Raw genomic sequence first — 23,436 nt, 5'->3', positions numbered from 1 at the left:
TGAGCTCCGCCAGCATCACCGCCGGCACCGTCAGCGCAACCAGCGTCGGCACCGTCGACCTGACTGCCAGCAACGGCACCATCAACACGCTGAGCTCCGCCAGCATCACCGCCGGCACCGTCAGCGCCACCAGCGTCGGCACCGTTGACCTGACTGCCAGCAACGGCACGATCAACACCCTGAGTTCCACCAGCATCACTGCCGGTACCGTCAACGCAACCAGCGTGGGCACCGTGAACCTCACGGCCAGCAACGGCACCATCAACACGCTCAGCTCCACCAGCATCACTGCCGGTACCGTCAACGCAACCAGCGTCGGCACAGTGAACCTCACGGCCAGCAACGGCACCATCAACACGCTCAGCTCGGCCAGCATCACCGCCGGTACCGTCAACGCGACCAGCGTCGGCACAGTGAACCTCACGGCCAGCAACGGCACCATCAACACGCTCAGCTCGGCCAGCATCACCGCCGGTACCGTGAATGCAACCAGCGTCGGCACCACCAACCTCACGGCAAGCAACGGCACGATCAACACGCTGAGCTCCGCCAGCATCACCGCCGGCACCGTGCACGCAACCAGCGTGGGCACGGTGAACCTCACGGCCAGCAACGGCACGATCAACACGTTGAACGCCACCAACGTAAGCACGACCAACCTGTCGGCTGCCAGCGCCACCGTCAACGCACTGACCGCCAACTCGATGAGCGCCACGACGGTGAACGCAAGCACGGTGAATGCGGGCACGGTCAACGCCACCAACGGCAACTTCCAGACGATCACCGCGGCCAACGGCAACATCACGGTGCTCAACACGCAGACCGGCAACATCACCACGATCAACGCGGTGACGGGCAACGTCACGACGTTGAACGCGGGCACGGTCAACGTGACGGGCAACGTGACGGCCGGCGGCACGGTCACGGCGGGCAACGGCGTGGTCGCGAACGGCCGCGTGCAGAACGTGGCGCCCGGCATCCTGCCCACGGATGCGGCGAACATGCAGCAGCTGAACCAGGTGCGGGCCGAGACGCAGGACGCGCGCAAGACCGGCAGCACCGGTGCCGCGATCGCCTTGGCGGCGGCCTCGGTGCCTGCGCTGGAGGCCGGCAAGCAGTTCGGCGTGGGGGTCGGCGTCGGCTCGTACGACGGTCGCTCGGCCATCGCGGCGGCGGTCAGCTTCCGCCTCGGCGAGTCGTCGCAGATCAAGGTGAACGTCGGCACCGGCCAGAGCGGCAAGATCGGCGGCGGCGTGGGCGCTTCCTGGTCCTGGTAAGCGCGCCTGGCGCGGCAGCGGCATGGCGTCCGCTTCCCCCGCGCCAGCCATGAAAAAAGAAAGCCGGCCCCTATACTGGGGAGCCGGCTTTTCTGCATCTGCATCGAGGTCGGCGCGTCCCGGCTGACCTCCTGACCCGTTCCTTCCACGGCCTCATGAACTCATCTGCACTCGCCCCTTCGCCCTCCCTGTCCGCGGAAGATGCCGGCCGCCTCCTGGAGCAGGGCCTGACGCTGCATCGCACAGGCCGTTTCGCTGAAGCCCTCCGGGTCTATGACGACCTGCTCGCCCGCGTGCCGGGACATGCCGACGCACTGCACCTCACGGGCGAGGCGCTCTACCGCCAGGGCCGCCCCCGGCTGGCACTGAACTACGTGAACCGCGCCATCGCGCAGTCGCAACACCCGTTCTACTTCAACACGCGCGCAACCATCTTCATGCACCTGGGCCTGCTGGCCGAGGCGCAGCAGGACCTGAGCCGCGCGATCAAGGCGCTGCCCCACTACCCCGAGGCCTACGTGAACCTGTCGGCGGTCTATCGCCAGCAGAAGAAGTTCCGCCAGGCGCGAGACGCCGCGTCGCAGGCCACGCGGCTCGCACCGCTGGCGCCTGCCGCATGGAACAACGCCGGCGCGATCGACATGGAGCAGAACCGCTTCGACGAGGCGCTCGGGCAGTTCATGCAGGCGCTGAAGCTCGACCCGAAATACACCACCGCGCACAAGAACATCGGCAAGATCCGCGCGCATCAAAAAGACTGGTCCGGCGCGCTGGATTCGCTCGCACAGGCCGCGGCCGACCCGCTGGACTTCGAGGCGTCGTACCTGCTGGCCAGGGCGCTGCTCGACGGCGGCCGCGCCGACGAAGCCATTGCGCCGATGCAGCACGCCATGCGCAACTGGTCCGCCGAAGACCGGCACAAGGTGCTGTCGGACCCCGAGGGCATCGCGGCGCTCTATGGCGTTTGCGGCACGCTCGAAGGCGCGTCGATGCGCTTCGACGAATCGGCCGAGCTCTACAAGCTGGCGCTCGAAAGCCTGCCCGAGAACGAACTGCTGCTGAACAACCTGGGCACGGTGAACTTCCGCCTCGGCGACTACGACAAGGCCATCGAAGTGCTCAGGAAGGCGCTGGAGGCGCACCCGCGCCAGGTGCTCGCACGTTGCAACCTCGGCGTGACCTACGTGATGGCCGGCCAGTCGGAGGCGGCGATCGCCGAGTTCGAGCAATGCCTGCGTGACGACCCGGCCTTCATGCCCGCCATGGTATGGATGCTCGGAGAAAAGGCGCACATCGCACACTGGGACGGCGTGCCCGAACTGCGCGCGCGCATTGCCTCGCACCTGGACAACCCGACCAACGACCAGGCGGTGTCGTCCTTCATCCTGATGTCGAACTACGACGACGCCCGCCGGCTGATGCACTGGACCCGGCGCTCCGCCACGGTGGCCCAGAAGGCCTCGGCCATCAAGCCCTTCGCCGACGCCGGCGCGCGCCGCACATCGCCGCGCATCCGCGTGGGCTACTACTCCTTCGACTTCCGCAACCACCCGGTGGCGCACCTGACGGCCGAGCTGTACGGCCTGCACGACCGCAAGGAATTCGAGATCTTCGTGTACTCCTACGGCCCCGACGACGGCCACCCGGCGCGCGCGCGCATCGCGGCGTCGGCGGAGCATTTCGTCGACATGCACGGCCAGTCGATTCAGCAGATGGCCGAGCGCATCCGCGAGGACGAGATCGACATCCTGATCGACCTCTCAGGCGACACGCGCGGTGCCAAGCCGCAGGTCATGGCCTACCACACGGCCCCCGCCCAGCTCATGTGGCTCGGCTACATGGGCACCAGCGGCTCGACCAACTACGATTACCTGGTGTCGGACAACTTTCTTTCGCCGCAAGGCACGGAAGACTGCTACACCGAGAAGCTGCTGCGCCTGCCCGAGACCTTCCAGGTGATCGACACGAAGCGGCCCGTCAATCCGCACAAGGCCACGCGCGCGGCGCACGGACTGCCGGAAGACGCGTTCGTGCTGTGCAATTTCTCGCAGTCCTTCAAGATCCAGCCCGAGACCTTCGACGCGTGGGTTCGCATCGTGCAGGGCATCCCGGGCTCGGTGCTCTGGCTCGCGCAGGGGCCCAACGGCTTCGAGCAGAACTTGCGCGCGCACTGGGACAAGGCCGGCCTCGCGGCCGAGCGCCTGATCGTGTCGCCGCGCATGCCGGTCGACCAGCACCTGGCGCGCATCGGCCTGGCCGACCTGTTCATCGACACCTTCCCCTACAGCAGCGGAGCCACCGCGAACGATGTGCTTTGGTCGGGCGTGCCGCTGCTGGCGCTCACGGGCTCGACGATGGTGTCGCGCATGGCGGGCAGCCTGCTGGGCGCCATCGGCCTGCCGGAGCTGGTGGCCACGAATCATGCGGAATACGTGGACAAGGCGGTCCACTACGCCACGCACCCCGACGAACTCGCGGCGCTGCGTGCGCGGCTGGAGGCGGCCAAGGAAGCGCGGCGCGGCTATTTCGACACGCCGCGCTTCGTGCGGCACCTCGAGGACGGCTTCAGGCAGATTGCCGCGCGCAACCGTGAAGGGTTGCCTGCCGCGCACGTCGACGTTGCGCCGCGCCCGCTGGAGAAGTGAGCAATCGCGGGCATACTCGGCTCTCCTTCAACAGCAGAGCTCCAGCAGCCTTTTGAATCATGAGCATCCTCAGTGAATTCAAGGAATTTGCCGTCAAGGGCAACGTGATCGACCTCGCGGTCGGCGTGATCATCGGCGGCGCGTTCGGCAAGATCGTCGATTCGCTCGTGGCCGACATCATCATGCCGCTGGTGGGCCTGGTGTTCGGGAAGCTCGACTTCTCCAACCTCTACGTGGTGCTGGGCACCGCGCCGGCCGGCGTGGCGAACACGCTGGCCGACCTGAAGAAAGCCGGCGTTCCCGTGCTGGCCTATGGCAACTTCATCACCATCGCGGTCAACTTCGTGATCCTGGCCTTCATCATCTTCATGATGGTCAAGCAGATCAACCGCCTGAAGCGCAGCGAAGAGCCGGCACCGGCCGCCGCGCCCGCAACCCCTGAAGACGTGATTCTGCTGCGCGAGATCCGCGACAGCCTTAAACGCCCCTGAGGGCTCGGGCCATGCGCAATGCCTCGACGAGGCTGGACGCATCGGCCTGCCCCGTGCCCGCGATGTCGAACGCGGTGCCGTGATCGGGGCTGGTGCGCACCAGCGGCAGCCCGAGCGTCACGTTCACGCCCTTCTCCACGCCCAGGTACTTGACCGGGATCAGGCCCTGGTCGTGGTACATCGCAATCACCACGTCGAATTCGCCGCTGGACGGCACGCCGCCCTTGGCGCGCGCGCGCATGAACACGGTGTCGGGCGCATAGGGCCCTTGGGCGTCGATGCCTTCGGCGCGCGCAGCGTCGATGGCCGGCACGATGACCTCGCGCTCCTCGGAACCGAACAGCCCGCCTTCGCCCGCATGCGGATTGAGGCCCGCCACGCCGATGCGCGGCACGCGGCCCAGCGCATGCGTCAGCGCCCGGTGCGTGATGCGCAGCGTTTCGAGCACGCCCTCGAAGCAAACAGCCTCGATGGCCTGTCGCAGCGACACATGGATGCTGACGAGCACGGTGCGCAGCTCGTCGTTGGCCAGCATCATGCGCACCGGCACGTCGGCCACGGTGCGGCCCAGGTGCGCGGCGGCCTCGGCCTGCAGCAACTCGGTATGGCCGGGATACGGAAAGCCGGCGGCGGACAGCGCCTCCTTGTGCAGCGGCGCGGTCACGATGGCGGCGACCTCGCCACGCAACGCCGCCCGCGCGGCCCACACCACGCATTCGCCCGCCACGCGCCCGGCCTCGGCGCTGACCCGGCCGATCTCGATGCCCGAAGGCGGCGCGATCACCTGCAGCACCGGAATGCAGCGCGGCGGCACGGCGGCGGCCTCGGCGACCGAGCCGATCTCGAGCACCGGCCAAGCCGGCTCGCCCGGTGCGGCCAGCGCCTGCGAGGCCTGGCGCATCGTGCCAACGTCGCCCGCAATGAAAGTGCCGCGCGTGGCATCGGGTGCCTCGCGAAACGCCTTGGCGATGATCTCCGGGCCGATGCCCGCGGGGTCGCCCAGGGTGATGGCGATGGGGCCGTTCACTGCGCTCATGCCGGGTTGTCGATGTCGATGAACTCGTGCACCAGCCCGAGTTGCGCGGCCACGTGCCCGGCCACCGCCTGCGCGCCATAGCGCTCTGTGGCGTGGTGCCCGCAGGCCAGGAAGGCCACGCCCATCTCGCGCGCGTAGTGGGCCTGCGGCTCGGAGATCTCGCCGGTGATGAAGGCGTCGGCACCGGCCGCGATGGCCGCCTCGAAGTAGCCCTGGGCGCCGCCCGTGCACCAGGCAACGGTCTTGATGGGACGCTGCGCCGTATCGAGCAGGGTGACGGGCCGCTTCAGCACGCCCTCCACGTGGGCCGCGAGCGCCTTGGCATCGGCAAAGCCCTCTGCGTTTTCGCGCGTGCCCAGGAAACCCAGCTCCTGTTCGCCGAAGCGCCCGGTGGCGCCGGGATGCGCGACGAGCCCCAATTGCAGGCCGAGCTGCGCGTTGTTGCCCAGCTCCGGGTGCGCATCGAGCGGCAGGTGATAGGCGAACAGGCTGGTGTCGTGGCCGAGCAGCAGGCTCAGCCGCTGCTTCATCCAGCCGGTGACGCAGCCGCTCTGGCCGCGCCAGAACAGGCCGTGGTGGACGAAGATGGCGTCGGCTTCGGCGCGGATGGCGGCTTCGATCAGCGCGCGGCTGGCGGTCACGCCCGAGACGATCTTGCGGACCACGGTGCGCCCCTCGACCTGCAGGCCGTTGGGTCCGTAATCCTTGAAGCGCCCGGGGGCGAGCAGCAGGTCGAATGCGTGAAGCAGTTCGTGGCGGGTGGTGCTCATCGCGACATTGTCGCGCGCCCCGCGGGCGCCGCGCCGTCGCGCATGGCATGGCCGCGCACGGCAAGCGGCAGGAACGCGAGCAGGATGCCCAGCGCCGCCAGCACCGCGACGTAGTGCGCCGGCGCCATGGTGTCGTGCTGCAGCCAGAGCGTGAGGATCACCGGCGTGAGCCCGCCGAACACCGCATAGGACATGTTGTAGGCGAACGAAAGGCCGGTGAACCGCACCGGCGCCGGGAACGCGCGCACACCCGCGATCGGCACCGTGGCGATGGTGCCCACGAACAGGCCGACCAGCCCGTAGTGCCAGAACAGCGTGGCCGGCGTGCCGGGCAGGCCCGTGTAGAACAGATAGGCCGTGGCGAACAGGCCGCCCCAGCCGACGAGCATCACGGTGCGCGTACCGACGCGGTCGCTGGCCCAGCCTGCGAGCATGCAGCCCAGCGTCAGGGTCAGCGTGGCGAGCGCATTGGCCTCGAGCGACAACGCGGCCGGGATGTGGTGCACCTTCTGCAGGTAGGTGGGCGTGTAGAGCACCACCACCACGATGGCGGCCGACAGCACCCAGGTCAGCAGCGCCACGTAGACGCAGGCCAGCCGGTGCTCGCGCAGCACCGTGCGCAGCGGCAGTTCGCGCGCCACGCTGCGGCGGCCGGCCAGTTCCTTGAACACCGGCGTCTCGTGCAGGAAGCGGCGCAGGTACACCGACACCAGCCCGAACACCCCGCCCAGGACGAACGGAATGCGCCAGGCGAAGTCGCTCACCTGGTCGGGCGAGTAGTGGCGGTTGATGGCCACCGCGATCAGCGAGCCCAGCAGGATGCCGCCGGTGATGCCCGAGGTCAGCATGCCGATGCCGAAGCCGTAGCGCTTGGCCGGCACATGCTCGCCCACGAACACCCAGGCGCCGGGCATTTCGCCGCCGATGGCCGCGCCCTGCAGCACGCGCATCAGCAACAGCAGCAGCGGCGCCGCCACGCCGATGCTCGCGTAGGTCGGCAGCAGGCCGATCACCAGCGTGGGCGCCGCCATCAGGAAGATCGACAGCGTGAACATGCGCTTGCGGCCGAAGATGTCGCCGAAATGCGCAATGACGATGCCGCCCACCGGGCGCGCCAGATAGCCGGCCGCGAAGATGCCGAAGGTCTGCAGCTGCCGCAGCCAGTCGGGCATGTCCACCGGGAAGAACAGCGCCCCCAGCACGGTGGCGAAGAAGACGTAGATGACGAAGTCGTAGAACTCCAGCGTGCCGCCGAGGGCGGACAGGGCCAGGGTCTTGTAGTCGCTCGAGTCGAGCGTGCGTGCCGGCGCCGGCTGCGCGCCGTCCGGGAGGGTTGCTTCTGGGGTCATGGCTGACGGAGAAATCGTTGCTGCGCGCACCGGTCCGCTAGACCGGGTGGGAACGGGAGGCGGCGCGCCGACGAAACGCCTGGCCGCATCCGCCGGGTGGGCAGCGCGGGAGGCCTGGAAAACACGGCCCGGATCGGAACCGACGCGGGATGCTAAGGGTTATCCCGGATTCCCGCAGCCCGCCGGCCCCAATCTCGACCGCCCGGCGCGGTTTATGGGCCGTGCCGTTGAGGGACAATCGCAGGCAGTGCCGCGCCTGGAATGGCGCTCTTCGAACGTCTTTCCATCAAGTCTTCATGAAACGTACCTGGCTGCTTTTTGCCCAAGCCGTGACCGTCCTGCTCGCGGCGTACTTCGTCGTCGCGACGCTCAAGCCCGAATGGCTCAACAAGCGCTCGACCTCGCTGGGCGGCGTGGTGTCGGTCGTGCAGGCGCCCACGGGCAGCGCCGCCATCGCAGCGCCCGGCAGCCTGGCCGCGCCGGCCAAGAAGGCGTCGCCGGCGGTGGTGAGCATCAACACCAGCAAGGCGGCCCAGCGCCATCCGCGCAGCAACGATCCGTGGTTCCGCTTCTTCTTCGGCGACCAGGACGACCAGCCCCAGGTGGGCCTGGGCAGCGGCGTGATCGTCAGCACCGACGGCTACATCCTCACCAACAACCACGTGGTCGAAGGCGCCGACGAGATCGAGGTGACGCTCAACGACAGCCGCCACGCGCGCGGCAAGGTGATCGGCACCGACCCCGACACCGACCTGGCCGTGCTGAAGATCGAGCTCGACAAGCTGCCGGTGATCGTGCTGGGCGACTCCGACGCGCTGCAGGTGGGCGACCAGGTGCTGGCCATCGGCAACCCCTTCGGCGTGGGCCAGACCGTGACCAGCGGCATCGTCTCGGCGCTGGGCCGCAACCAGCTCGGCATCAACAATTTCGAGAACTTCATCCAGACCGACGCGGCCATCAACCCCGGCAACTCGGGCGGCGCGCTGATCGACGTCAACGGCAACCTGCAGGGCATCAATACGGCGATCTACTCGCGCTCGGGCGGCAGCATGGGCATCGGCTTCGCGATTCCGGTGTCGATGGCCAAGATCGTGCTCGAGGGCATCGTCAAGGAAGGCCAGGTGCGCCGCGGCTGGATCGGCGTGGAACCGAGCGACCTCTCGCCCGAGCTGGCCGAGACCTTCGGCGTGAAGGCCGACTCGGGCGTGATCATCACCGGCGTGCTGCAGAACGGCCCGGCGGCCAAGGCCGGCATCCGCCCGGGCGACGTGATCACGTCGGTGGGCGAAAAGAAGACGGACAACGTGCAGGCGCTGCTGACCGCGGTGGCCGGCCTGAAGCCAGGCAGCACCTCGCGCTTCGCGCTGCAGCGCGGCAGCGACAAGATGGAACTGGACGTGACGCCGGGCCTGCGGCCGAGGAGCCCGGTGCGGCAAGTGCCGAATGAGTAGATAGGCTCGCCCCCAGGCTGCGCGGCACTTCGTGTCCGCTTCGCCTTCCCCCTGCCGGGGGCAACACCTGAGGCCCGGCTGAGCCGGTTCCTCGGTGTTCCGGGCTTTGGGATCGCCTGCGGCGATCCCATTCAGGGAATCAGCTGGATGATGCGGAGTCGGCGCTTTCTTCGTCTTCCTGCTTCTTGCCGCTGCTGGCGAAATACTTGGCGCCGATGATGCCCACCTCGTACAGCAGGCACATGGGCACCGCCAGGGCCAGCTGCGACACCACGTCGGGCGGCGTGAGCACCGCGGCCACCACGAAGGCCACCACGATGAAGTAGCCGCGGAAGGACTTGAGCTTCTCGATGGTGACCATCTCGAAGCGCACCAGCAGCATCACGACGATCGGCACCTGGAAGGCGACGCCGAACGCGATGTAGAGCGAAAGAATGGCCTCCACGTAGGAGGAAATGTCGGGCGTCGCCTGCACCGCCGCGGGCGCGAAGCGCTGGATGAAGCTGAACATCTTGTCCAGCACGAAGAGCTGCACGAAGGCGATGCCCGCATAGGCCAGCAGGCTGCCGAAGAAGATCAGCGGCAGCGCGAACTTCTTTTCGTGGCTGTAGAGGCCCGGCGCCACGAACATCCACGCCTGGTACATGAGCCAGGGCAACGCCAGCAGCACGGCCGCCATCATCAGCACCTTGAGCGGCACGAAGAACGGCGAGAACACGCCGATGGCGATGAGCTTCGCGTCGTGCGGCATGTGGGCCTTGATCGGCATGGCGATCAGGTCGATCAGCCCGCCGGGGCCCGGCCAGATGGCCAGCAGGATGCCGGCGACCACGAGCCCGTAGACACAGTAGAGCAGGCGGTCGCGAAGCTCGACCAGATGCGCCACGAACGGCTGCTCGGTGCCCGCCAGCTCGTCTTCTTTGTCTATGTTCTTGTTGTCGGAATCGGCCATTGGAAAAGAAGATAGCGTGACGTCGGCCGGCGTGCGGCGCGCTCAGAACGCGGTGTTGTGGATGCGCTAGTTGATCTTGTTGATCGTGTGCGGACGGAAGCGCGCAACGCGCGCCGCGCCCGACAGCGCCTTGGTGCGCACGCCGTTGCGCGCCTTGTACCACTGCGGCGTGGCGCCCTGCTTCAGGCGCCAGTTCTTGCGCGGGTGCTTGTACTCCGGCGGCGGTGGCGGCTCGGGTTCGGCCAGCGCCGAGAGGGTTTCGCCCGATCCGGAGAACTGCTTTTCGAAGTCGCTCGCACCGGTGTGGATGCTGTGCTCGACGTCGCGCGCCGCATCCTCCACGGTGGTCTTCATCTTGCGCAGTTCGTCCAGCTCCATCGAGCGGTTGACTTCGGCCTTGACGTCGTTGACGTAGCGCTGCGCCTTGCCGAGCAAGGTGCCGACAGTACGGGCCACGCGCGGCAGCTTCTCCGGGCCGATGACGATCAGCGCCACGACGCCGATCAGCGCCAGCTTCTCAATGCCGAGGTCGAGCACGTGCGGACCGTGCTCAGAACTTCTGGCGCGCTTCGACGTCGATCGTCGACTTGTCGCCGTTGGCCGGCTGGCCGGTCACTTGCTGGGCCGGGGCCGACGGGGCGGCGGCATCGGACGAGCTGCCGTCCTTCATGCCGTCCTTGAAGCCCTTGACGGCGCCACCAAGGTCGGAACCCATGTTCCGCAGCTTCTTGGTGCCGAAGATCATGACCACGACGAGCAGCACGATCAGCCAGTGCCAGATGGAAAAAGAACCCATGGAAGACTCCTAAGAATGTGTCCGATTTTAGTCGGGCGTAATGTGACAGTTTGGCTTAATGCCGCTCAGCCGCGAAGCCATGGCCGGGGACCGCCCATGACATGGACATGGAGATGGTGAACTTCCTGCCCACCCTCGGCGCCCGTGTTGACCACGACCCGGAAGCCGCCTTCCGGATAGGGCTTGCAGCCCTGCTCCAGCGCCAGCCTGGGTGCCAGGGTCATGATCTTGCCCATGAGGGCCGCGTCGTCGGGCGTCAGCTGGGCCATGGAGGCGATGTGCTTCTTGGGCACCAGCATGAAGTGCACCGGCGCCCAGGGCGCGATGTCGTGGAAGCCGAACAGGTCTTCGTCTTCGTAGACCTTGCGCGAGGGAATCTTGCCCTCGATGATTTTGCAGAAGATGCAGTTGGGATCGTGTGACATGTTCAGACAGCCATGGGCTTGCGTTCGCTCCAGTTCAGCCAGCCCTTGACCAGCCGATAGATCATCCACACGGCGGTGGCGAAGAGGATGGGGAAGCCGACCAGGATCCAGATGGTGATGAACCCCAGGATGGACCAGCACAGCCCCCACCAGAAGGTGCGGATCTGCCAGGTGAAATGGCTCTGGTAGAGCGTGCCCGCGGCGTCCTCGCGCTTGATGTAGTTCAGCACGATGCCCACGATGCCCGTGAGGCCGCCGGTGAACCACGACAGCGCATACAGCACGTATACCGCCAGCGTGATCTGGCGCAGGCTCTCGAGCTGCTCGGGCGTCTTGCCCGAGGAGAAGTCGTCGATGGTCGTGATGTCGTTCATTCGGAGACCCCGCCTTTTTCTTCGATGCTGCGCTGCTGCACCTTGCGCAGGGCTTTTTCCTCGATGCCGCTGGTTCCCTCGCGGCGTTCCAGCTCCGCGACCACGTCGGCCGGCGAAAAACCGTAGTGCGCCAGCGCCACCATGGTGTGGAACCAAAGGTCGGCCACTTCGTTCACTATTTTCGAGCGATCCCCGCCATGGTCGGCGTCCTTGGCGGCCATCACGACCTCGGTGGCTTCCTCGCCGATCTTCTTGAGGAAGGCGTCGGGGCCCTTGTGCAGCAGGCGCGCGACATAGCTTTTCTCGGGGTCGCCGCCGCGGGCGGGAAGGCGCGTCTCGATGACGGCGGCCAGCCGGGCCAGGGCGTCGGAGGTGTTGTCGTTGCTCACGGTGGCCGTCATTTGTAGATCGACTCCGGGTCTTTCAATACGGGTTCGACCACGGTCCAGTTGCCGTTTTCGTACTTGCTGAAGAAGCAGCTGTGGCGGCCGGTGTGGCAGGCGATGCCGGGCTCGTGGCCGAGCTGGGTGACCTTGAGCAGCACCACGTCGTTGTCGCAGTCGAGGCGGATCTCGTGCACGGTCTGCACATGGCCCGATTCCTCGCCCTTGAACCACAGCTTGTTGCGCGAACGGCTGAAATACACCGCGCGGCCCAGTTCGGCGGTCTTTTCGAGCGCTTCGCGGTTCATCCACGCGAACATCAGGACGTCGTTGCTGCCCTGTTCCTGTGCGATGACCGGCACCAGGCCGTTCGCGTCCCACTTCACTTCATCGAGCCAATTCATGGAGATATTGTCGGGGATAGAAAAAGACCCTCAAAAGCTCAGCTGCGCACGGGGATTCCGCGCTCCGCCATGCGGGCCTTGGCCTGTCCGACCGTGAATTCGCCGTAGTGGAAGATGCTGGCGGCCAGCACCGCGTCGGCGCCGCCGTTCTGGATGCCGTCGGCCAGGTCGTCCAGGCTGCCCACGCCGCCTGAGGCGATGACCGGCACGCCGACCGCGTCGCTCACCGCACGGGTCAGCGCCAGGTCGAAGCCGCTCTTGGTGCCGTCGCGGTCCATGCTGGTCAGCAGGATCTCGCCGGCGCCCCGGCGGACCATCTCGGCGGCCCACTCGACGGCGTCGAGGCCGGTGTTCTTGCGCCCGCCGTGGCTGTAGACGTCCCAGCCGGCGCCGCGCGTGGCGGCTTCTTCCGGCGTGCGTCGCTTGGCGTCGATGGCCACCACGATGCACTGCGAGCCGTATTTCTGCGAGGCGGCGTCGATCACGTTCGGGTCGGCGATGGCGGCCGAATTGAAGCTGGTCTTGTCGGCGCCCGCGTTGAGCAGCCGGCGCACGTCGGCCACGGTGCGAACGCCGCCGCCCACGGTCAGGGGAATGAAGACCTGCGAGGCCACGGCTTCGATGATCGGCAGGATCAGGTCGCGGCCGTCGCTGGTGGCGGTGATGTCCAGGAAGGTCAGCTCGTCGGCGCCCTGCGCGTTGTAGCGCGCCGCGATCTCGACCGGATCGCCGGCGTCGCGCAGTTCGAGGAAGTTGACGCCCTTGACGACACGGCCGCCGGTGACGTCGAGGCAGGGAATGATGCGTTTGGCAAGCATGGGGTGAACCGGAAAAGAATCAGGAAACGCAAAGCTGTTGCCAGCCCTGCCATTGGGCGCCGGGTGCCAGCAGCACCGGCTCGTCGATGCGGGCAGCCTCGACGCAGAGCATGTGGCGAAAGCCGTCTTCGGGCATGTCGGCGAGTTTCGCACCTAGCACGGCACCGGGGTTCCAGACCACGGTTTCGGTGCAACTGGCGCTTTGAGAGATTTCGAGCGTGCCGGCGGGCTGCACCAGCCGCAGCGGCTTGGGCGGCGCGGCATACACGCTGTCGAATTCGGCGTCGAAATGCAACGCCGGCGCGGTTTCCACATGGCGGTCGTCGCGCAGCGAATCCCAGCGGTTGGCCCCCTGCAGCCCTTCGAGGCGCACCTGGGCGATGTCGTCGACCCGCAGGTAGGTGTGCAGCGCCGCGGCGAAGGTCCAGGGCGCATGGTCGGTGTTGAGTAGCGTGAGCGCCAGGCGCAGCTTGCCGGCGGCCAGGGTGGCTTCGAGCCGTGCCTCGAAGGCGTGCGGCCAGAGCTTGCGGGTGGCTTCGCTGTCGCGCAATGTCAGCCTGAGAGTGTCAGGTGTGTCGGTGGCCTGGGTTTCCCAAGGCAGGTTGCGCATGAAACCATGCTTGGGCAGCATGCCGCGCTGGTTGAATTGCGGGCAACATATCGGCACGCCGCCGCGGATGGCCGCCTGCCCGTCGAATATGGCGCGCGGGCTCAGGTAAAGCCTTTCCACCCCGTCGGCCGTGATCCAGGAGAGCACTTGCGCGCCGTGCAGCGCCACGGTGAGGCTGCTGCCGTCGGCGCCACGGGCGCATACGGCGGGCTGGCCGCGAAACTCGATCGAGCTGATTTCCATGCAAGGAATTGTAGGCAGCACCAGCCGCAAGGCCGCCGCATGGAATTGGGCCCCTGGAGCCATTGCGTGCCATGGGGCTTCTTCGATACCCTGTGGCCGAAGAAATACTCATACACGACAAAAGGGGATACGCATGAAAAAGAAGCTGCCGATGGCTGCCTGGATCCTGATCGCCATGGTGCTCGGTATCCTCGTGGGCTACATGATCTTCACGAGCTTTCCGGACAAGAAGGCCGCGAAGGAAATTGCCGACTACGTCTCCATCGTCTCGGACGTGTTCCTGCGCCTCATCAAGATGCTGATCGGGCCGCTGGTGTTTTCCACGCTGGTGGTGGGCATCGCGCACATGGGTGACGCCAAGTCGGTCGGCCGCGTCTTCGGCAAGGCCATCGGATGGTTCCTGACCGCGTCGCTGGTCTCGCTGGTGATCGGCCTGGTCATGGCCAACCTGCTCAAGCCCGGCGAGAACCTGGGCCTGCCGCTGCCCGACATCGGCGCCTCGGCCAACCTCGCGACCTCCAAGTTCACGCTGAAGGACTTCGTGAGCCACACGGTGCCCAAGTCCTTCGTCGAGGCCATGGCCAACAACGAGATCCTGCAGATCGTGGTGTTCTCGATGTTCTTCGGCGTGGCGCTCGCCTCGCTGGGCGACAAGGCAAAGACGCTGGTGGCGGCCATCGAGGAGCTGTCGCACGCCATGCTCAAGATCACCGGCTACGTCATGAAGCTCGCGCCGCTCGCAGTGCTGGCCGCCATGGCCGCCACGGTGGCGGTGAACGGGCTGGGCATCCTGCTGAAGTTCGCGGTGTTCATGGGCGACTTCTACCTGGGCCTGTTCGTGCTGTGGGGCGTGCTGACGCTGGCGGGCTTCCTGTTCCTGGGCCCTCGGGTGTTCAAGCTGCTGGTGCTCATCAAGGAAGCCTTCCTGCTGTCCTTTGCCACCGCGAGCTCCGAGGCGGCCTATCCGAAGATCCTGCAGGCGCTCGACCGCTTCGGCGTCAAGCGCAAGATCTCCAGCTTCGTGATGCCGATGGGCTATTCGTTCAACCTCGACGGCTCGATGATGTACTGCACCTTCGCCGTGCTGTTCATCGCCCAGGCCTACGACATCCACATGCCGATCAGCACGCAGGTCACGATGCTGCTGATCCTGATGCTCACCTCCAAGGGCATGGCGGGCGTGCCGCGCGCCTCGCTGGTGGTGATTGCCGCCACCCTGAACCATTTCGACATTCCGGAGGCCGGCCTGCTGCTGATCCTGGGCGTGGACACCTTCCTCGACATGGGCCGCTCCGCCACCAACGCGGTGGGCAATTCCATCGCCACGGCCGTGGTCGCCAAGTGGGAGGGCGAACTGCTCTCCGAGAGCGACGCCGAGATCAACGCCAAGGCGCTCGACGAGGAAGCCAGCGCCACCCTCGCCCACCCGGCGCACGCATGAGCCGTTACGCCATGAAACGCATCGGCATGCTGTTTGCGGCCGTGGCGCTGGCCGCGGCGGCTGTTGCCGCCCAGGCGCAGGAACTCACCGGCACGCTGGCCAAGGTACGCGCCAGCGGCACCATCGCCATCGGCTACCGCGAGTCGTCGGTGCCGTTCTCGTTCCTCAACACGCGCAAGGAACCCATCGGCTATTCAATCGAGCTGTGCCGCTCGCTGGTGAGCGCCATCGAGGACGCGGTGGACAAGAGCCTCGCCATCAAGTGGGTGCCCGTCACCTCTGATTCGCGCATCGACGCGGTCGTGAACGGCCAGGTCGACCTGGAGTGCGGCTCGACCACCAACAACCTCGAACGCCAGAAGCGCGTGAGCTTCTCGCCGACGATGTTCGTGTCCGGCACCAAGGTGCTGGTGCGCAAGGGCTCGCCGATCAAGTCGTTCCGCGACCTCGCCGGCAAGAAGGTGGCGGTGACGGCCGGCACCACCAACGAGAAGACGCTGCGCGACCTGTCGGCCAAGTTCAAGCTCGGCATCGACCTGCTGGTGGCGCGCGACCATGCGGAGTCGTTCGGGCTCGTGAAGAGCGGGCAGGCCGATGCCTTCGCGACCGACGACGTGCTGCTCTACGGCCTGATCGCGCAGGACGCCGCCAGGGCCAGCTACGAGGTGGTCGGCGACTTCCTCTCCTACGACCCCTACGGGATCATGTACCGCAAGGACGATCCGCAGCTCAACAAGGTCGTCGTCGACGCCTTCCAGGTGCTGGCGGAAGACGGCGAGATCGAGCGGCAGTACAAGCGCTGGTTCCTGCGCAAGCTGCCGACCGGGGAAAGCATCGACCTGCCGATGAGCGCGCAGCTGCAGACGATCATCCAGACGATGTCGGTGAAGGCCGAGTAAGCCTTCGCCCGGCGGCCGCCGTCAGCGGGCCGGCCACTCCCAGCGCGGGATCTCGCTCATGTCGAGGTTGGCGATGCGCGTCTCGCCGAACCGTTTCTCCAGCACCACGGGCTGCACGCCGTCGCTGTCCTCCAGCGCGGCAATCAGCCGCGCGGCGTGCGACACCACGATCACCTGCGAGCCGCGCGCGGCCTGCGCGATGAGCCGGCCGAGGGCTGGAAGCAAGTCGGGGTGCAGGCTGGTCTCGGGCTCGTTGAGCACCAGCAGCGCGGGCGGACGCGGCGTGAGCAGCGCCGCGATCCACAGCAGGTAGCGCAGCGTGCCGTCGGACAGCTCGGCGGCCGTCAGGGGCCTGAGCAGGCCGTGCTGGTGCATCAGCGTCTCGAAGCGGTCGCCGGACGCGCGCACCTCCACGCGGGCACCCGGAAAAGCGTCGTCCACCGCGCGGTCGAGCGCTTCGCCGTCGCCGATCTCGCGGACGGTCTGCAGCGCCGCGGCCAGGTCGGCGCCGTCGTTGGCCAGCACCGGCGTGCGGGTGCCCAGCTGCGGCTGGCGCGCGGGCGCCTCGGCGTCGGAGCGGAAGTGGTCGTAGAAGCGCCAGGAGCGCATCTGCTCGCGCAGCGCGAGCATCTCGGGCGCGTCGCGCGGGTCGGCGTGCTCGGTCATCATGCTGGCGAAGGCCGGAATCGGCCGGCCGACGGCCTGCCAGCCCTTGCCTTCGCGCAGGCGCAGCGCCGCGCCCTTGCGGTCGACCAGTTGCGTCGACAGCCGCAGCAGCGGGCCGCTCCAGATGGCCTCGTGCTTGATTTCAGGGTCGTGCGAGAAGGCCGTCGACGGCACCGGCGGCGGCAGGCCGATGTCGATGGCGTAGCCGAAGTCTTCGGCCGTGGTGCCGGCAAAGCCGAGCTTGAGCGCGACCGGCTCGCTGCGCGTGGTGCCCTGCACCGGCAGTTCCCCGCGCAGCATGGCGGCCGAGAAGCGCTCCGGCCCCGCCCACAGCGTGGAAGACAGCCCGCCTTCGCGCACCAGCGAGCGGATCACCCCGCCGTTGGCGATGTCGGCCAGGAGCCGCATCGCCCGGTACACGCTCGACTTGCCGCTGCCATTGGCCCCGGTCACGACCGTGAGCCGGCCCAGCGGCACCGTCAGTTGCCGCAGCGAGCGGTAATTGGCGATGGCGAGCGCGGAAAGCACGCGCTGCGCGGCGAAAGCGTCAGGCGGCCAGTTCGTCCGCGCGGGCCTGCGCGGCGGCGAAGTCGAGATCGCCCGAATAGATGGCGCGGCCGCAGATCACGCCCTCGACGCCGTCGGACTCGACCGCGCAGAGCTTGTCGATGTCGGCCATGTTCGACAGGCCGCCAGAGGCGATCACCGGAATGGTCAGCGCCTGCGCCAGCTTGACGGTGGCCTCGATGTTGATGCCAGAGAGCATGCCGTCGCGGCCGATGTCGGTGTAGATGATCGACTCGACGCCGTAGTCCTCGAACTTCTTGCCCAGGTCGGCCACCTCGTGGCCCGTGAGCTTGCTCCAGCCGTCGGTGGCGACCTTGCCGTCCTTGGCGTCCAGGCCCACGATGATGTGGCCGCCGAAGGCGCTGCAGGCGTCTTTCAGGAAGCCCGGGTTCTTGACCGCGGCGGTGCCGATGATCACGTAGCGCAGGCCGTCGTCGATGTAGCGCTCGATGGTGTCGAGGTCGCGGATGCCGCCGCCGAGCTGCACCGGGATGTCGTCGCCCACTTCTTTCAGGATCGCCTTGATCGCCGCGTGGTTCTGCGGCTTGCCCGCGAAGGCGCCGTTCAGATCGACCAGGTGCAGCCGCCGCGCGCCGGCCTCGACCCATTTGCGGGCCATGGCAGCGGGGTCTTCGCTGAAGATGGTGGACTGGTCCATGTCGCCCTGTTTGAGGCGAACGCAGTGGCCGTCTTTGAGATCAATGGCGGGAATGAGGAGCATGGTGCCGGTCAGCAGGAGCGAGGGTTCAAGAAAAGAGAGCGGAATTTTTCAAGGACACCACGGACCGGCTTGGCCGGGCCGTGGGTGTCGCCCCCGGTAGGGGGTTGGCGAAGCGGACACGAAGTGCCGCACAGCCTGGGGGCGAGCAACATGTCATGGATTCCAGTGGAGGAAGTTGCGATAGAGCTGAAGCCCGTGGTCCGCACTCTTCTCCGGGTGGAACTGGGTTGCAAAAATGTTATCGCGTGCAATGGCTGCGGTAAAGCTCGCGCCGTAGTCGGCCTCGCCGACGCTGTGCACGGCGTCGGCCGGCCGGGCGTAGAAGCTGTGCACGAAGTAGAAGTAGCTCAGGTCGGGAATACCCGCCCACACCGCATGCGGGCGGGCCTGGCGAACCTGGTTCCAGCCCATCTGCGGCACCTTGAAGCGGCTGCCGTCGGCCTGCAGCCGCCCGGCCAGGTCGAACTTGACGACCTCGCCCGGTATGAGGCCCAGGCCGTCAGTCGGGCCCTCGTCGCTGCGCGACAGCATCATCTGCATGCCCACGCACACGCCGAACAGCGGCTTGCTGGCCGCCGCCTCGAGCACCGATTCCTGCAGGCCGGAGTCGCGCAGCTCGCGCATGCAGTCGGGCATGGCGCCCTGCCCCGGCAGCACCACGCGGGTGGCCTTGCGTACCACGTCGGGGTCGGAGGTGACGAACACCTCCACGCCGACCTGGTCGGCCGCATGGCGCACGGCCTGCGACACGGAGTGCAGGTTGCCCATGCCGTAGTCGACGACGGCGACGGTATTTGCTACAGATTTCATAGCTGGTGGCCGAACGCGTTCAGAGCGAGCCCTTGGTCGAGGGAATGACGCCGGCGGAACGCGGGTCGAGCTCCAGCGCGCCGCGCATGGCACGCGCGAAGGCCTTGAACACGGTCTCGCACTGGTGATGCGCATTGACGCCCTTGAGGTTGTCGATGTGCAGCGTGACGAAGGCGTGGTTCACGAAGCCCTGGAAGAACTCGTAGGTGAGCTGGCTGTCGAAGGTGCCGATCATGCCGCTGGTGAAGGGCACGTGCATCACCAGGCCGGGACGGCCCGAGAAGTCGATGACGACGCGGCTCAGGGCTTCGTCGAGCGGCACGTAGGCGTGGCCGTAGCGGCGGATGCCCTTCTTGTCGCCGATGGCCTTGGCCACGGCCTGGCCCAGCGTGATGCCGACGTCTTCCACCGTGTGGTGGCCGTCGATGTGCAGGTCGCCCTGGCAGTCGATGTCGAGGTCGATCAGCCCGTGGCGGGCGATCTGGTCGAGCATGTGGTCGAAGAAGCCGATACCGGTGGAGAGCTTGGCGCGGCCGGTGCCGTCGAGGTTGACGCTGACGGTGATCTTCGTTTCGGCGGTGTTGCGGGTGACGGACGCGATGCGGTCGCCGCTGTCCTGGCTGGTGGGGGTGGTCATAGTGAGGCTTCGAGCGCCGCGAGCATCCGCGCGTTCTCGTCGGCCGTTCCGACGGTGAGGCGCAGGCAGTTTGCGAGCAGTTCGTGCATTTTAGAAACGTTCTTCACCAGAACCCCGCGAGCCTTCATGCCTTCGAAGGTCTTGGCCGCATCGGGCACGCGCAGCAGGATCATGTTGGCGTCGCTGGGCCAGGTCTTGACGCCCGGCAGGCGGCCGAGGCCCGTCATGAGGCGCTCGCGCTCCTCGCGGATCTGGCGGGCCTGGGCCTCGAACACCTCGGCGTGCTCCAGCGCGAACAGCGCGCACTCGCAGTTGAGCACGCTGATGTTGTAGGGCGGGCGCACCTTGTCGATCTCGGCGACCAGCGCAGCCGGCCCCATGAGGTAGCCCAGCCGGATGCCGGCCAGGCCGAACTTGCTGAGGGTGCGCATCAGCAGCACGTGGCCGTGCTTCGCCAGGCGGTCGATGTAGCTGCGGGCGGCGAAGGGCTGGTAGGCCTCGTCGATCACCACCAGGCCGCCCTGCGCGCCCTGGGCCTCGACGATTCTCTCCAGGACGGCGTCGTTCCAGAGATTGGCGGTCGGGTTGTTCGGGTAGGCCAGGTAGACGATGGCGGGCTTTTCTCGCGCGATGGCGGCCAGCATGGCGGCCTCGTCGAGCTCGAAGTCGGCCGTGAGCGGCACGCCGGCGAAGTTCAGGCCCTGCAGCTGCGCGCTCATGGCATACATGACGAAGCCGGGCAGCGGCGCCAGCACCGTCGCGCCGGGCAGGTCGCAGGCAATGGCCAGCAGCGAGATCAGCTCGTCCGAGCCGTTGCCCAGCATCAGCGCGAAGCCTTCGGGCATCTGCGCGTGGGCCGCCAGCGCGCGCCGCAGATCGGCGCCGCGGTCGCCGGGATAGCGGTTGAGCGCCAGCGCGCCGAGCCGCGCGCCCAGTTCGGCCTGCAGCGCGGGCGGCAGGCCGAAGGGGTTTTCCATTGCGTCGAGCTTGACGAGGCCGCGCGCGTCCTGAACCGCGTAGGCATGCATGGACCGCACCTCGCCGCGGATGCGGTCGAGCGGCGGGCGGGCGGATTCGGGAGCGGTCATTTGGTGCAGCGGTAGCTGTTCTTCAGGGCGCCGGCCATGACCAGTTGCACTGGCATGTCGGCTTCGTAACTGTCGGCGTTGCGGGTGAGCTCGGTCTGGTAGAGCGAGCGGGCCATGGAAGGCTCGAGGCGGCGTCCCTCGACGCAGAACACGGGCTTGAGCCCATTGCGCTGCGACGATTCGACGCCTTCGCGCAGGCCCTCCAGCACACCCACGAGGTAGTAGCCGGCGTAGGCCTTGCCGTCTTTCTCGGTGGCCTCGAGCGTGCGCAGTTCGCGGATGCTCATGGCCTGGGCGCAGGCGGCCGTGGCCAGCGCGATCAGCAGGAAGGCGGCACGTTTCATGGCGTCACTGGCGATAGCGCGGCGGCGGCGCGTAGCTGCCGTCGGCCGGGAAGGCGCTGGGCTGCTGCTGCTGCTGCTGCTGCTGCTGCGATGCGTCGCGGCGCTGGCGGCGCGGCACGTCGCGCTGTTCCAGTTCGAACAGCGCGGCGCCGATCACGCCTATGTTGCGCACGTCGCCGGCTTCCGTGTTGGCGGCATAGGCGCGCCCCGGCGTGGCGAAGCGGAAGGCGGCGACCTCGCTCTCGCTCTTGCGGAAGCCCTCGATGTTCAGCGCCTGCATCGGGCCCAGCACGTAGCCGCCGTTGCGCAGGCTGCCGGGCCTGCCGTTGAGCACGTCCAGGCCGTCGACCGTGGCGATCACCTCGTAGCTGCGCTCGCTGAGGTTGCGAAAGCGCAGCGTGTAGCGCGATCCCTCGACACCCGCCAGGCGGAACATGTCGTCGCCGCCGCTGCCCCGGCGCGCGCGCTGCAGCGGCAGCGGGCTGCCGGTCTCGTCGAGCACCGACCATTCGACGTCGCCGTCGGCCAGCAGCAGGTTCAGGCGGCGCTCGGGGTTGCTGCCCACCGCGCGGCGCACGGCACCTGCTTCGTTGTAGCCCAGCGAGGCCGTGTCGTCCGGCTGCGCGGACAGGCGCTTGGCGACGACCGTGCGGGTCTTCGATTCCAGGCCCTCGCCCCACTGCGTGCCGAGCCGCGGCGCGGGCGCCGCGGCGGGAGCGGCGCTGTTGGTGGTGACCGCCTGCGGCATCTGGCTGCAGGCGGCGAGCAATGCCGCGCCGGCGACGAGGCCGGTAGCGAACTTGAAAAGACGCGAACGATGGAGACGATCAATCATCTTGCTGGCTCCTCCCTGGGGGGTCATGGAGCCTCAGATCTTACGCAGGCGCATGCGCGCGGCCTCTGCGTGCGCCTGCAGGCCCTCGCCCTCGGCCAGCGTGACGGCGACCGGGCCGAGCACCTGGGCGCCGGCTTCGCTGACCTCGATCAGGCTGGAGCGCTTCTGGAAGTCGTACACGCCCAGCGGACTGGAGAAGCGCGCCGTGCCGCTGGTGGGCAGCACGTGGTTGGGACCGGCGCAGTAGTCGCCCAGGCTTTCGCTGGTGAAGGCACCGAGGAAGATCGCGCCGGCGTGGCGCAGCAGCGGCTCCCACCGGTTGGGCTCGCTGCTGCTCACTTCGAGGTGTTCGGGGGCGATGCGGTTGCTGATCTCGCAGGCCTCTTCCATGCTCTTCGTGTGGATCAGCGCGCCGCGGCCGTTGAGCGAGGCGGCGATGATTTCCGCGCGCGGCATGGCCGGCAGCAGGCGGTCGATCTCGGCCTGCACGCGGTCGATGTAGGCCGCGTCGGGGCACAGCAGGATGCTCTGGGCCAGTTCGTCGTGCTCGGCCTGGCTGAACAGGTCCATGGCCACCCAGTCGGGCGGCGTGCTGCCGTCGGCCAGCACCAGGATCTCGCTCGGGCCGGCGATCATGTCGATGCCCACGGTGCCGAACACGCGGCGCTTGGCGGCGGCCACGTAGGCGTTGCCGGGGCCGGTGATCTTGTCGACGGCGGGAACGGTGGCGGTGCCGTAGGCCAGCGCGGCCACGGCCTGGGCGCCGCCGATGGTGAAAGCGCGCGTGACGCCTGCCACGTAGGCGGCGGCAAGCACCAGCACGTTGCGCTCGCCCTTCGTCGACGATTCGCCGCCGGAGCCGCCGGTCGCAACGCTGCCCTTCACAGGCGTCGGCACGACCATGATGATTTCGCCGACGCCGGCCACATGCGCCGGGATCGCGTTCATCAGCAGGCTGGACGGATAGGCCGCCTTGCCGCCGGGCACGTAGATGCCGACGCGGTCCAGCGGCGTGACCTTCTGGCCCAGCAGCGTGCCGTCCACGTCGCGATAGCTCCAGCTTTCGCCGCTGGCCTTCTTCTGCGCCTCGTGATAGCTGCGCACACGGTCGGCCGCGGCTTGCAGCGCAGCGCGCTGGTCTTCAGGCAGCGAGTCGAAGGCTTCCTTGAAATCGGCCTGCGTCAGCTCGAGCTCCGACACGGCAGCCGCGCCGAGCCCGTCGAAGCGGCGGGTGTACTCCAGCACCGCCTCGTCGCCCCGCTTCTGCACGTCGGCCAGGATGTCGGCCACGACCTTCTCGATGGCCGCGTCGTCGTCCGCGGACCAATGCAGCCGCGCCTTGAATTCAGCATCGAAGCTGGCTGAAGTCGTGGACAGTCGGGCGGGGGCTGCTTTCAGAGTCAT

The 23,436-nt window shown here is 67.6% G+C and carries 26 protein-coding genes; 6 read left to right on the top strand and 20 right to left on the bottom strand.

Going from position 1 to position 23,436, the window contains the following annotated elements; translation table 11 throughout:
• From QRN67_RS31690 to mscL, 3 genes are all read left to right on the top strand, one after another.
• On the top strand, nt 1-1,277 hold a 1,277-nt coding region (locus tag QRN67_RS31690; protein WP_285414986.1), incomplete at its 5' end, for a YadA family autotransporter adhesin.
• 155 nt (nt 1,278-1,432) lie between these two features.
• On the top strand, nt 1,433-3,922 hold the full coding sequence (locus QRN67_RS31685) for a tetratricopeptide repeat protein (protein ID WP_285414985.1): 2,490 nt from the start codon (nt 1,433-1,435) through the stop codon (nt 3,920-3,922).
• 59 nt (nt 3,923-3,981) lie between these two features.
• Nucleotides 3,982-4,413 carry a large conductance mechanosensitive channel protein MscL gene (gene mscL, locus QRN67_RS31680; RefSeq protein WP_081266427.1) on the top strand — a complete coding sequence of 144 codons (432 nt, stop codon included), beginning with the start codon at nt 3,982-3,984 and terminating at the stop codon, nt 4,411-4,413.
• Here mscL and pdxA read toward each other — a convergent pair.
• Genes pdxA through QRN67_RS31665 form a run of 3 tightly spaced genes read right to left on the bottom strand, consistent with a single transcriptional unit; the run spans nt 4,400 to nt 7,568 of the window.
• The gene (pdxA, locus tag QRN67_RS31675; protein ID WP_285414993.1) at nt 4,400-5,440 is read right to left on the bottom strand and encodes a 4-hydroxythreonine-4-phosphate dehydrogenase PdxA; all 1,041 of its coding nucleotides are present in this window, start codon (nt 5,438-5,440) and stop codon (nt 4,400-4,402) included. The genes mscL and pdxA overlap by 14 nt on opposite strands.
• Before the next feature lie 5 nt (nt 5,441-5,445).
• Nucleotides 5,446-6,219, bottom strand: a complete 774-nt coding sequence (locus QRN67_RS31670) for a Nif3-like dinuclear metal center hexameric protein (RefSeq protein WP_285414984.1) — start codon at nt 6,217-6,219, stop codon at nt 5,446-5,448.
• Complete coding sequence (locus QRN67_RS31665) at nt 6,216-7,568, bottom strand: MFS transporter (RefSeq protein WP_285414983.1); 1,353 nt, start codon at nt 7,566-7,568, stop codon at nt 6,216-6,218. The genes QRN67_RS31670 and QRN67_RS31665 overlap by 4 nt, the downstream gene beginning before the upstream one ends.
• A 296-nt stretch (nt 7,569-7,864) precedes the next feature.
• On the opposite strand from QRN67_RS31665, the gene QRN67_RS31660 reads away from it, so the two are divergent.
• A complete protein-coding gene (locus QRN67_RS31660) occupies nt 7,865-9,019 on the top strand; it encodes a S1C family serine protease (protein WP_285414982.1) in 1,155 nt (384 codons plus the stop codon).
• Between the two features lie 139 nt (nt 9,020-9,158).
• Here the strand turns inward: QRN67_RS31660 and tatC are convergent, their stop codons facing one another.
• From tatC to QRN67_RS31615, 9 genes are all read right to left on the bottom strand, one after another.
• Nucleotides 9,159-9,971 carry a twin-arginine translocase subunit TatC gene (tatC, locus tag QRN67_RS31655; protein ID WP_081266431.1) on the bottom strand — a complete coding sequence of 271 codons (813 nt, stop codon included), beginning with the start codon at nt 9,969-9,971 and terminating at the stop codon, nt 9,159-9,161.
• Nucleotides 9,972-10,037: 66 nt separating this feature from the next.
• Nucleotides 10,038-10,508, bottom strand: coding sequence for a Sec-independent protein translocase protein TatB (gene tatB / locus QRN67_RS31650; RefSeq protein ID WP_081266432.1), 471 nt, complete (start codon nt 10,506-10,508; stop codon nt 10,038-10,040).
• A gap of 13 nt (nt 10,509-10,521) precedes the next feature.
• On the bottom strand, nt 10,522-10,767 hold the full coding sequence (gene tatA, locus QRN67_RS31645; RefSeq protein ID WP_285414981.1) for a Sec-independent protein translocase subunit TatA: 246 nt from the start codon (nt 10,765-10,767) through the stop codon (nt 10,522-10,524).
• 65 nt (nt 10,768-10,832) lie between these two features.
• Entirely contained in the window at nt 10,833-11,192 is a 360-nt protein-coding gene (locus QRN67_RS31640; RefSeq protein WP_081266434.1) for a histidine triad nucleotide-binding protein, read from the bottom strand.
• Between the two features lie 2 nt (nt 11,193-11,194).
• Nucleotides 11,195-11,566 (bottom strand): DUF4870 family protein, encoded by a 372-nt coding sequence (locus QRN67_RS31635; RefSeq protein WP_081266435.1) that lies wholly within the window; start codon nt 11,564-11,566, stop codon nt 11,195-11,197.
• Nucleotides 11,563-11,967 (bottom strand): phosphoribosyl-ATP diphosphatase, encoded by a 405-nt coding sequence (locus QRN67_RS31630; RefSeq protein WP_081266436.1) that lies wholly within the window; start codon nt 11,965-11,967, stop codon nt 11,563-11,565. Before QRN67_RS31630 ends, QRN67_RS31635 begins: the two co-directional genes overlap by 4 nt.
• Nucleotides 11,964-12,353 carry a phosphoribosyl-AMP cyclohydrolase gene (hisI, locus tag QRN67_RS31625; protein ID WP_081266437.1) on the bottom strand — a complete coding sequence of 130 codons (390 nt, stop codon included), beginning with the start codon at nt 12,351-12,353 and terminating at the stop codon, nt 11,964-11,966. The genes QRN67_RS31630 and hisI overlap by 4 nt, the downstream gene beginning before the upstream one ends.
• A 38-nt stretch (nt 12,354-12,391) precedes the next feature.
• A complete protein-coding gene (gene hisF / locus QRN67_RS31620) occupies nt 12,392-13,171 on the bottom strand; it encodes an imidazole glycerol phosphate synthase subunit HisF (RefSeq protein ID WP_081266438.1) in 780 nt (259 codons plus the stop codon).
• A gap of 19 nt (nt 13,172-13,190) precedes the next feature.
• A complete protein-coding gene (locus QRN67_RS31615) occupies nt 13,191-14,024 on the bottom strand; it encodes a D-hexose-6-phosphate mutarotase (protein ID WP_106935535.1) in 834 nt (277 codons plus the stop codon).
• A 133-nt stretch (nt 14,025-14,157) separates the two neighbouring features.
• Between QRN67_RS31615 and QRN67_RS31610 the strand changes: the two genes are divergently transcribed.
• Both QRN67_RS31610 and QRN67_RS31605 read left to right on the top strand, forming a co-directional pair.
• Nucleotides 14,158-15,465 carry a dicarboxylate/amino acid:cation symporter gene (locus QRN67_RS31610; RefSeq protein WP_081266440.1) on the top strand — a complete coding sequence of 436 codons (1,308 nt, stop codon included), beginning with the start codon at nt 14,158-14,160 and terminating at the stop codon, nt 15,463-15,465.
• Between the two features lie 26 nt (nt 15,466-15,491).
• Nucleotides 15,492-16,364: an amino acid ABC transporter substrate-binding protein gene (locus tag QRN67_RS31605; RefSeq protein ID WP_234382898.1), complete on the top strand. Its 873-nt coding sequence runs from the start codon at nt 15,492-15,494 to the stop codon at nt 16,362-16,364.
• Nucleotides 16,365-16,385: 21 nt separating this feature from the next.
• Here the strand turns inward: QRN67_RS31605 and QRN67_RS31600 are convergent, their stop codons facing one another.
• The 8 genes from QRN67_RS31600 to hisD all read right to left on the bottom strand — a co-directional run bounded on the left by QRN67_RS31600 (nt 16,386) and on the right by hisD (nt 23,436).
• Nucleotides 16,386-17,558, bottom strand: a complete 1,173-nt coding sequence (locus tag QRN67_RS31600) for an AAA family ATPase (protein WP_285414980.1) — start codon at nt 17,556-17,558, stop codon at nt 16,386-16,388.
• Nucleotides 17,559-17,577: 19 nt separating this feature from the next.
• The gene (hisA, locus tag QRN67_RS31595; protein ID WP_106935539.1) at nt 17,578-18,318 is read right to left on the bottom strand and encodes a 1-(5-phosphoribosyl)-5-[(5-phosphoribosylamino)methylideneamino]imidazole-4-carboxamide isomerase; all 741 of its coding nucleotides are present in this window, start codon (nt 18,316-18,318) and stop codon (nt 17,578-17,580) included.
• A 153-nt stretch (nt 18,319-18,471) separates the two neighbouring features.
• The gene (gene hisH / locus QRN67_RS31590) at nt 18,472-19,128 is read right to left on the bottom strand and encodes an imidazole glycerol phosphate synthase subunit HisH (RefSeq protein ID WP_081266444.1); all 657 of its coding nucleotides are present in this window, start codon (nt 19,126-19,128) and stop codon (nt 18,472-18,474) included.
• A gap of 19 nt (nt 19,129-19,147) precedes the next feature.
• The gene (gene hisB, locus QRN67_RS31585) at nt 19,148-19,765 is read right to left on the bottom strand and encodes an imidazoleglycerol-phosphate dehydratase HisB (RefSeq protein WP_081266445.1); all 618 of its coding nucleotides are present in this window, start codon (nt 19,763-19,765) and stop codon (nt 19,148-19,150) included.
• Nucleotides 19,762-20,853 (bottom strand): histidinol-phosphate transaminase, encoded by a 1,092-nt coding sequence (gene hisC / locus QRN67_RS31580; protein WP_285414979.1) that lies wholly within the window; start codon nt 20,851-20,853, stop codon nt 19,762-19,764. The genes hisB and hisC overlap by 4 nt, the downstream gene beginning before the upstream one ends.
• Nucleotides 20,850-21,197: a hypothetical protein gene (locus QRN67_RS31575; RefSeq protein WP_081266447.1), complete on the bottom strand. Its 348-nt coding sequence runs from the start codon at nt 21,195-21,197 to the stop codon at nt 20,850-20,852. Before QRN67_RS31575 ends, hisC begins: the two co-directional genes overlap by 4 nt.
• A gap of 4 nt (nt 21,198-21,201) precedes the next feature.
• Nucleotides 21,202-22,032: a hypothetical protein gene (locus tag QRN67_RS31570; protein ID WP_285414978.1), complete on the bottom strand. Its 831-nt coding sequence runs from the start codon at nt 22,030-22,032 to the stop codon at nt 21,202-21,204.
• A 33-nt stretch (nt 22,033-22,065) separates the two neighbouring features.
• A complete protein-coding gene (gene hisD, locus QRN67_RS31565) occupies nt 22,066-23,436 on the bottom strand; it encodes a histidinol dehydrogenase (protein ID WP_106935542.1) in 1,371 nt (456 codons plus the stop codon).

The sequence above is a fragment of the Variovorax sp. efr-133-TYG-130 genome, from assembly GCF_030208835.1.
Lineage (GTDB): Bacteria > Pseudomonadota > Gammaproteobacteria > Burkholderiales > Burkholderiaceae_C > Variovorax.
Note: the sequence above shows the minus strand (reverse complement) of the source record. Positions and strands in the feature narration are given on the sequence as shown.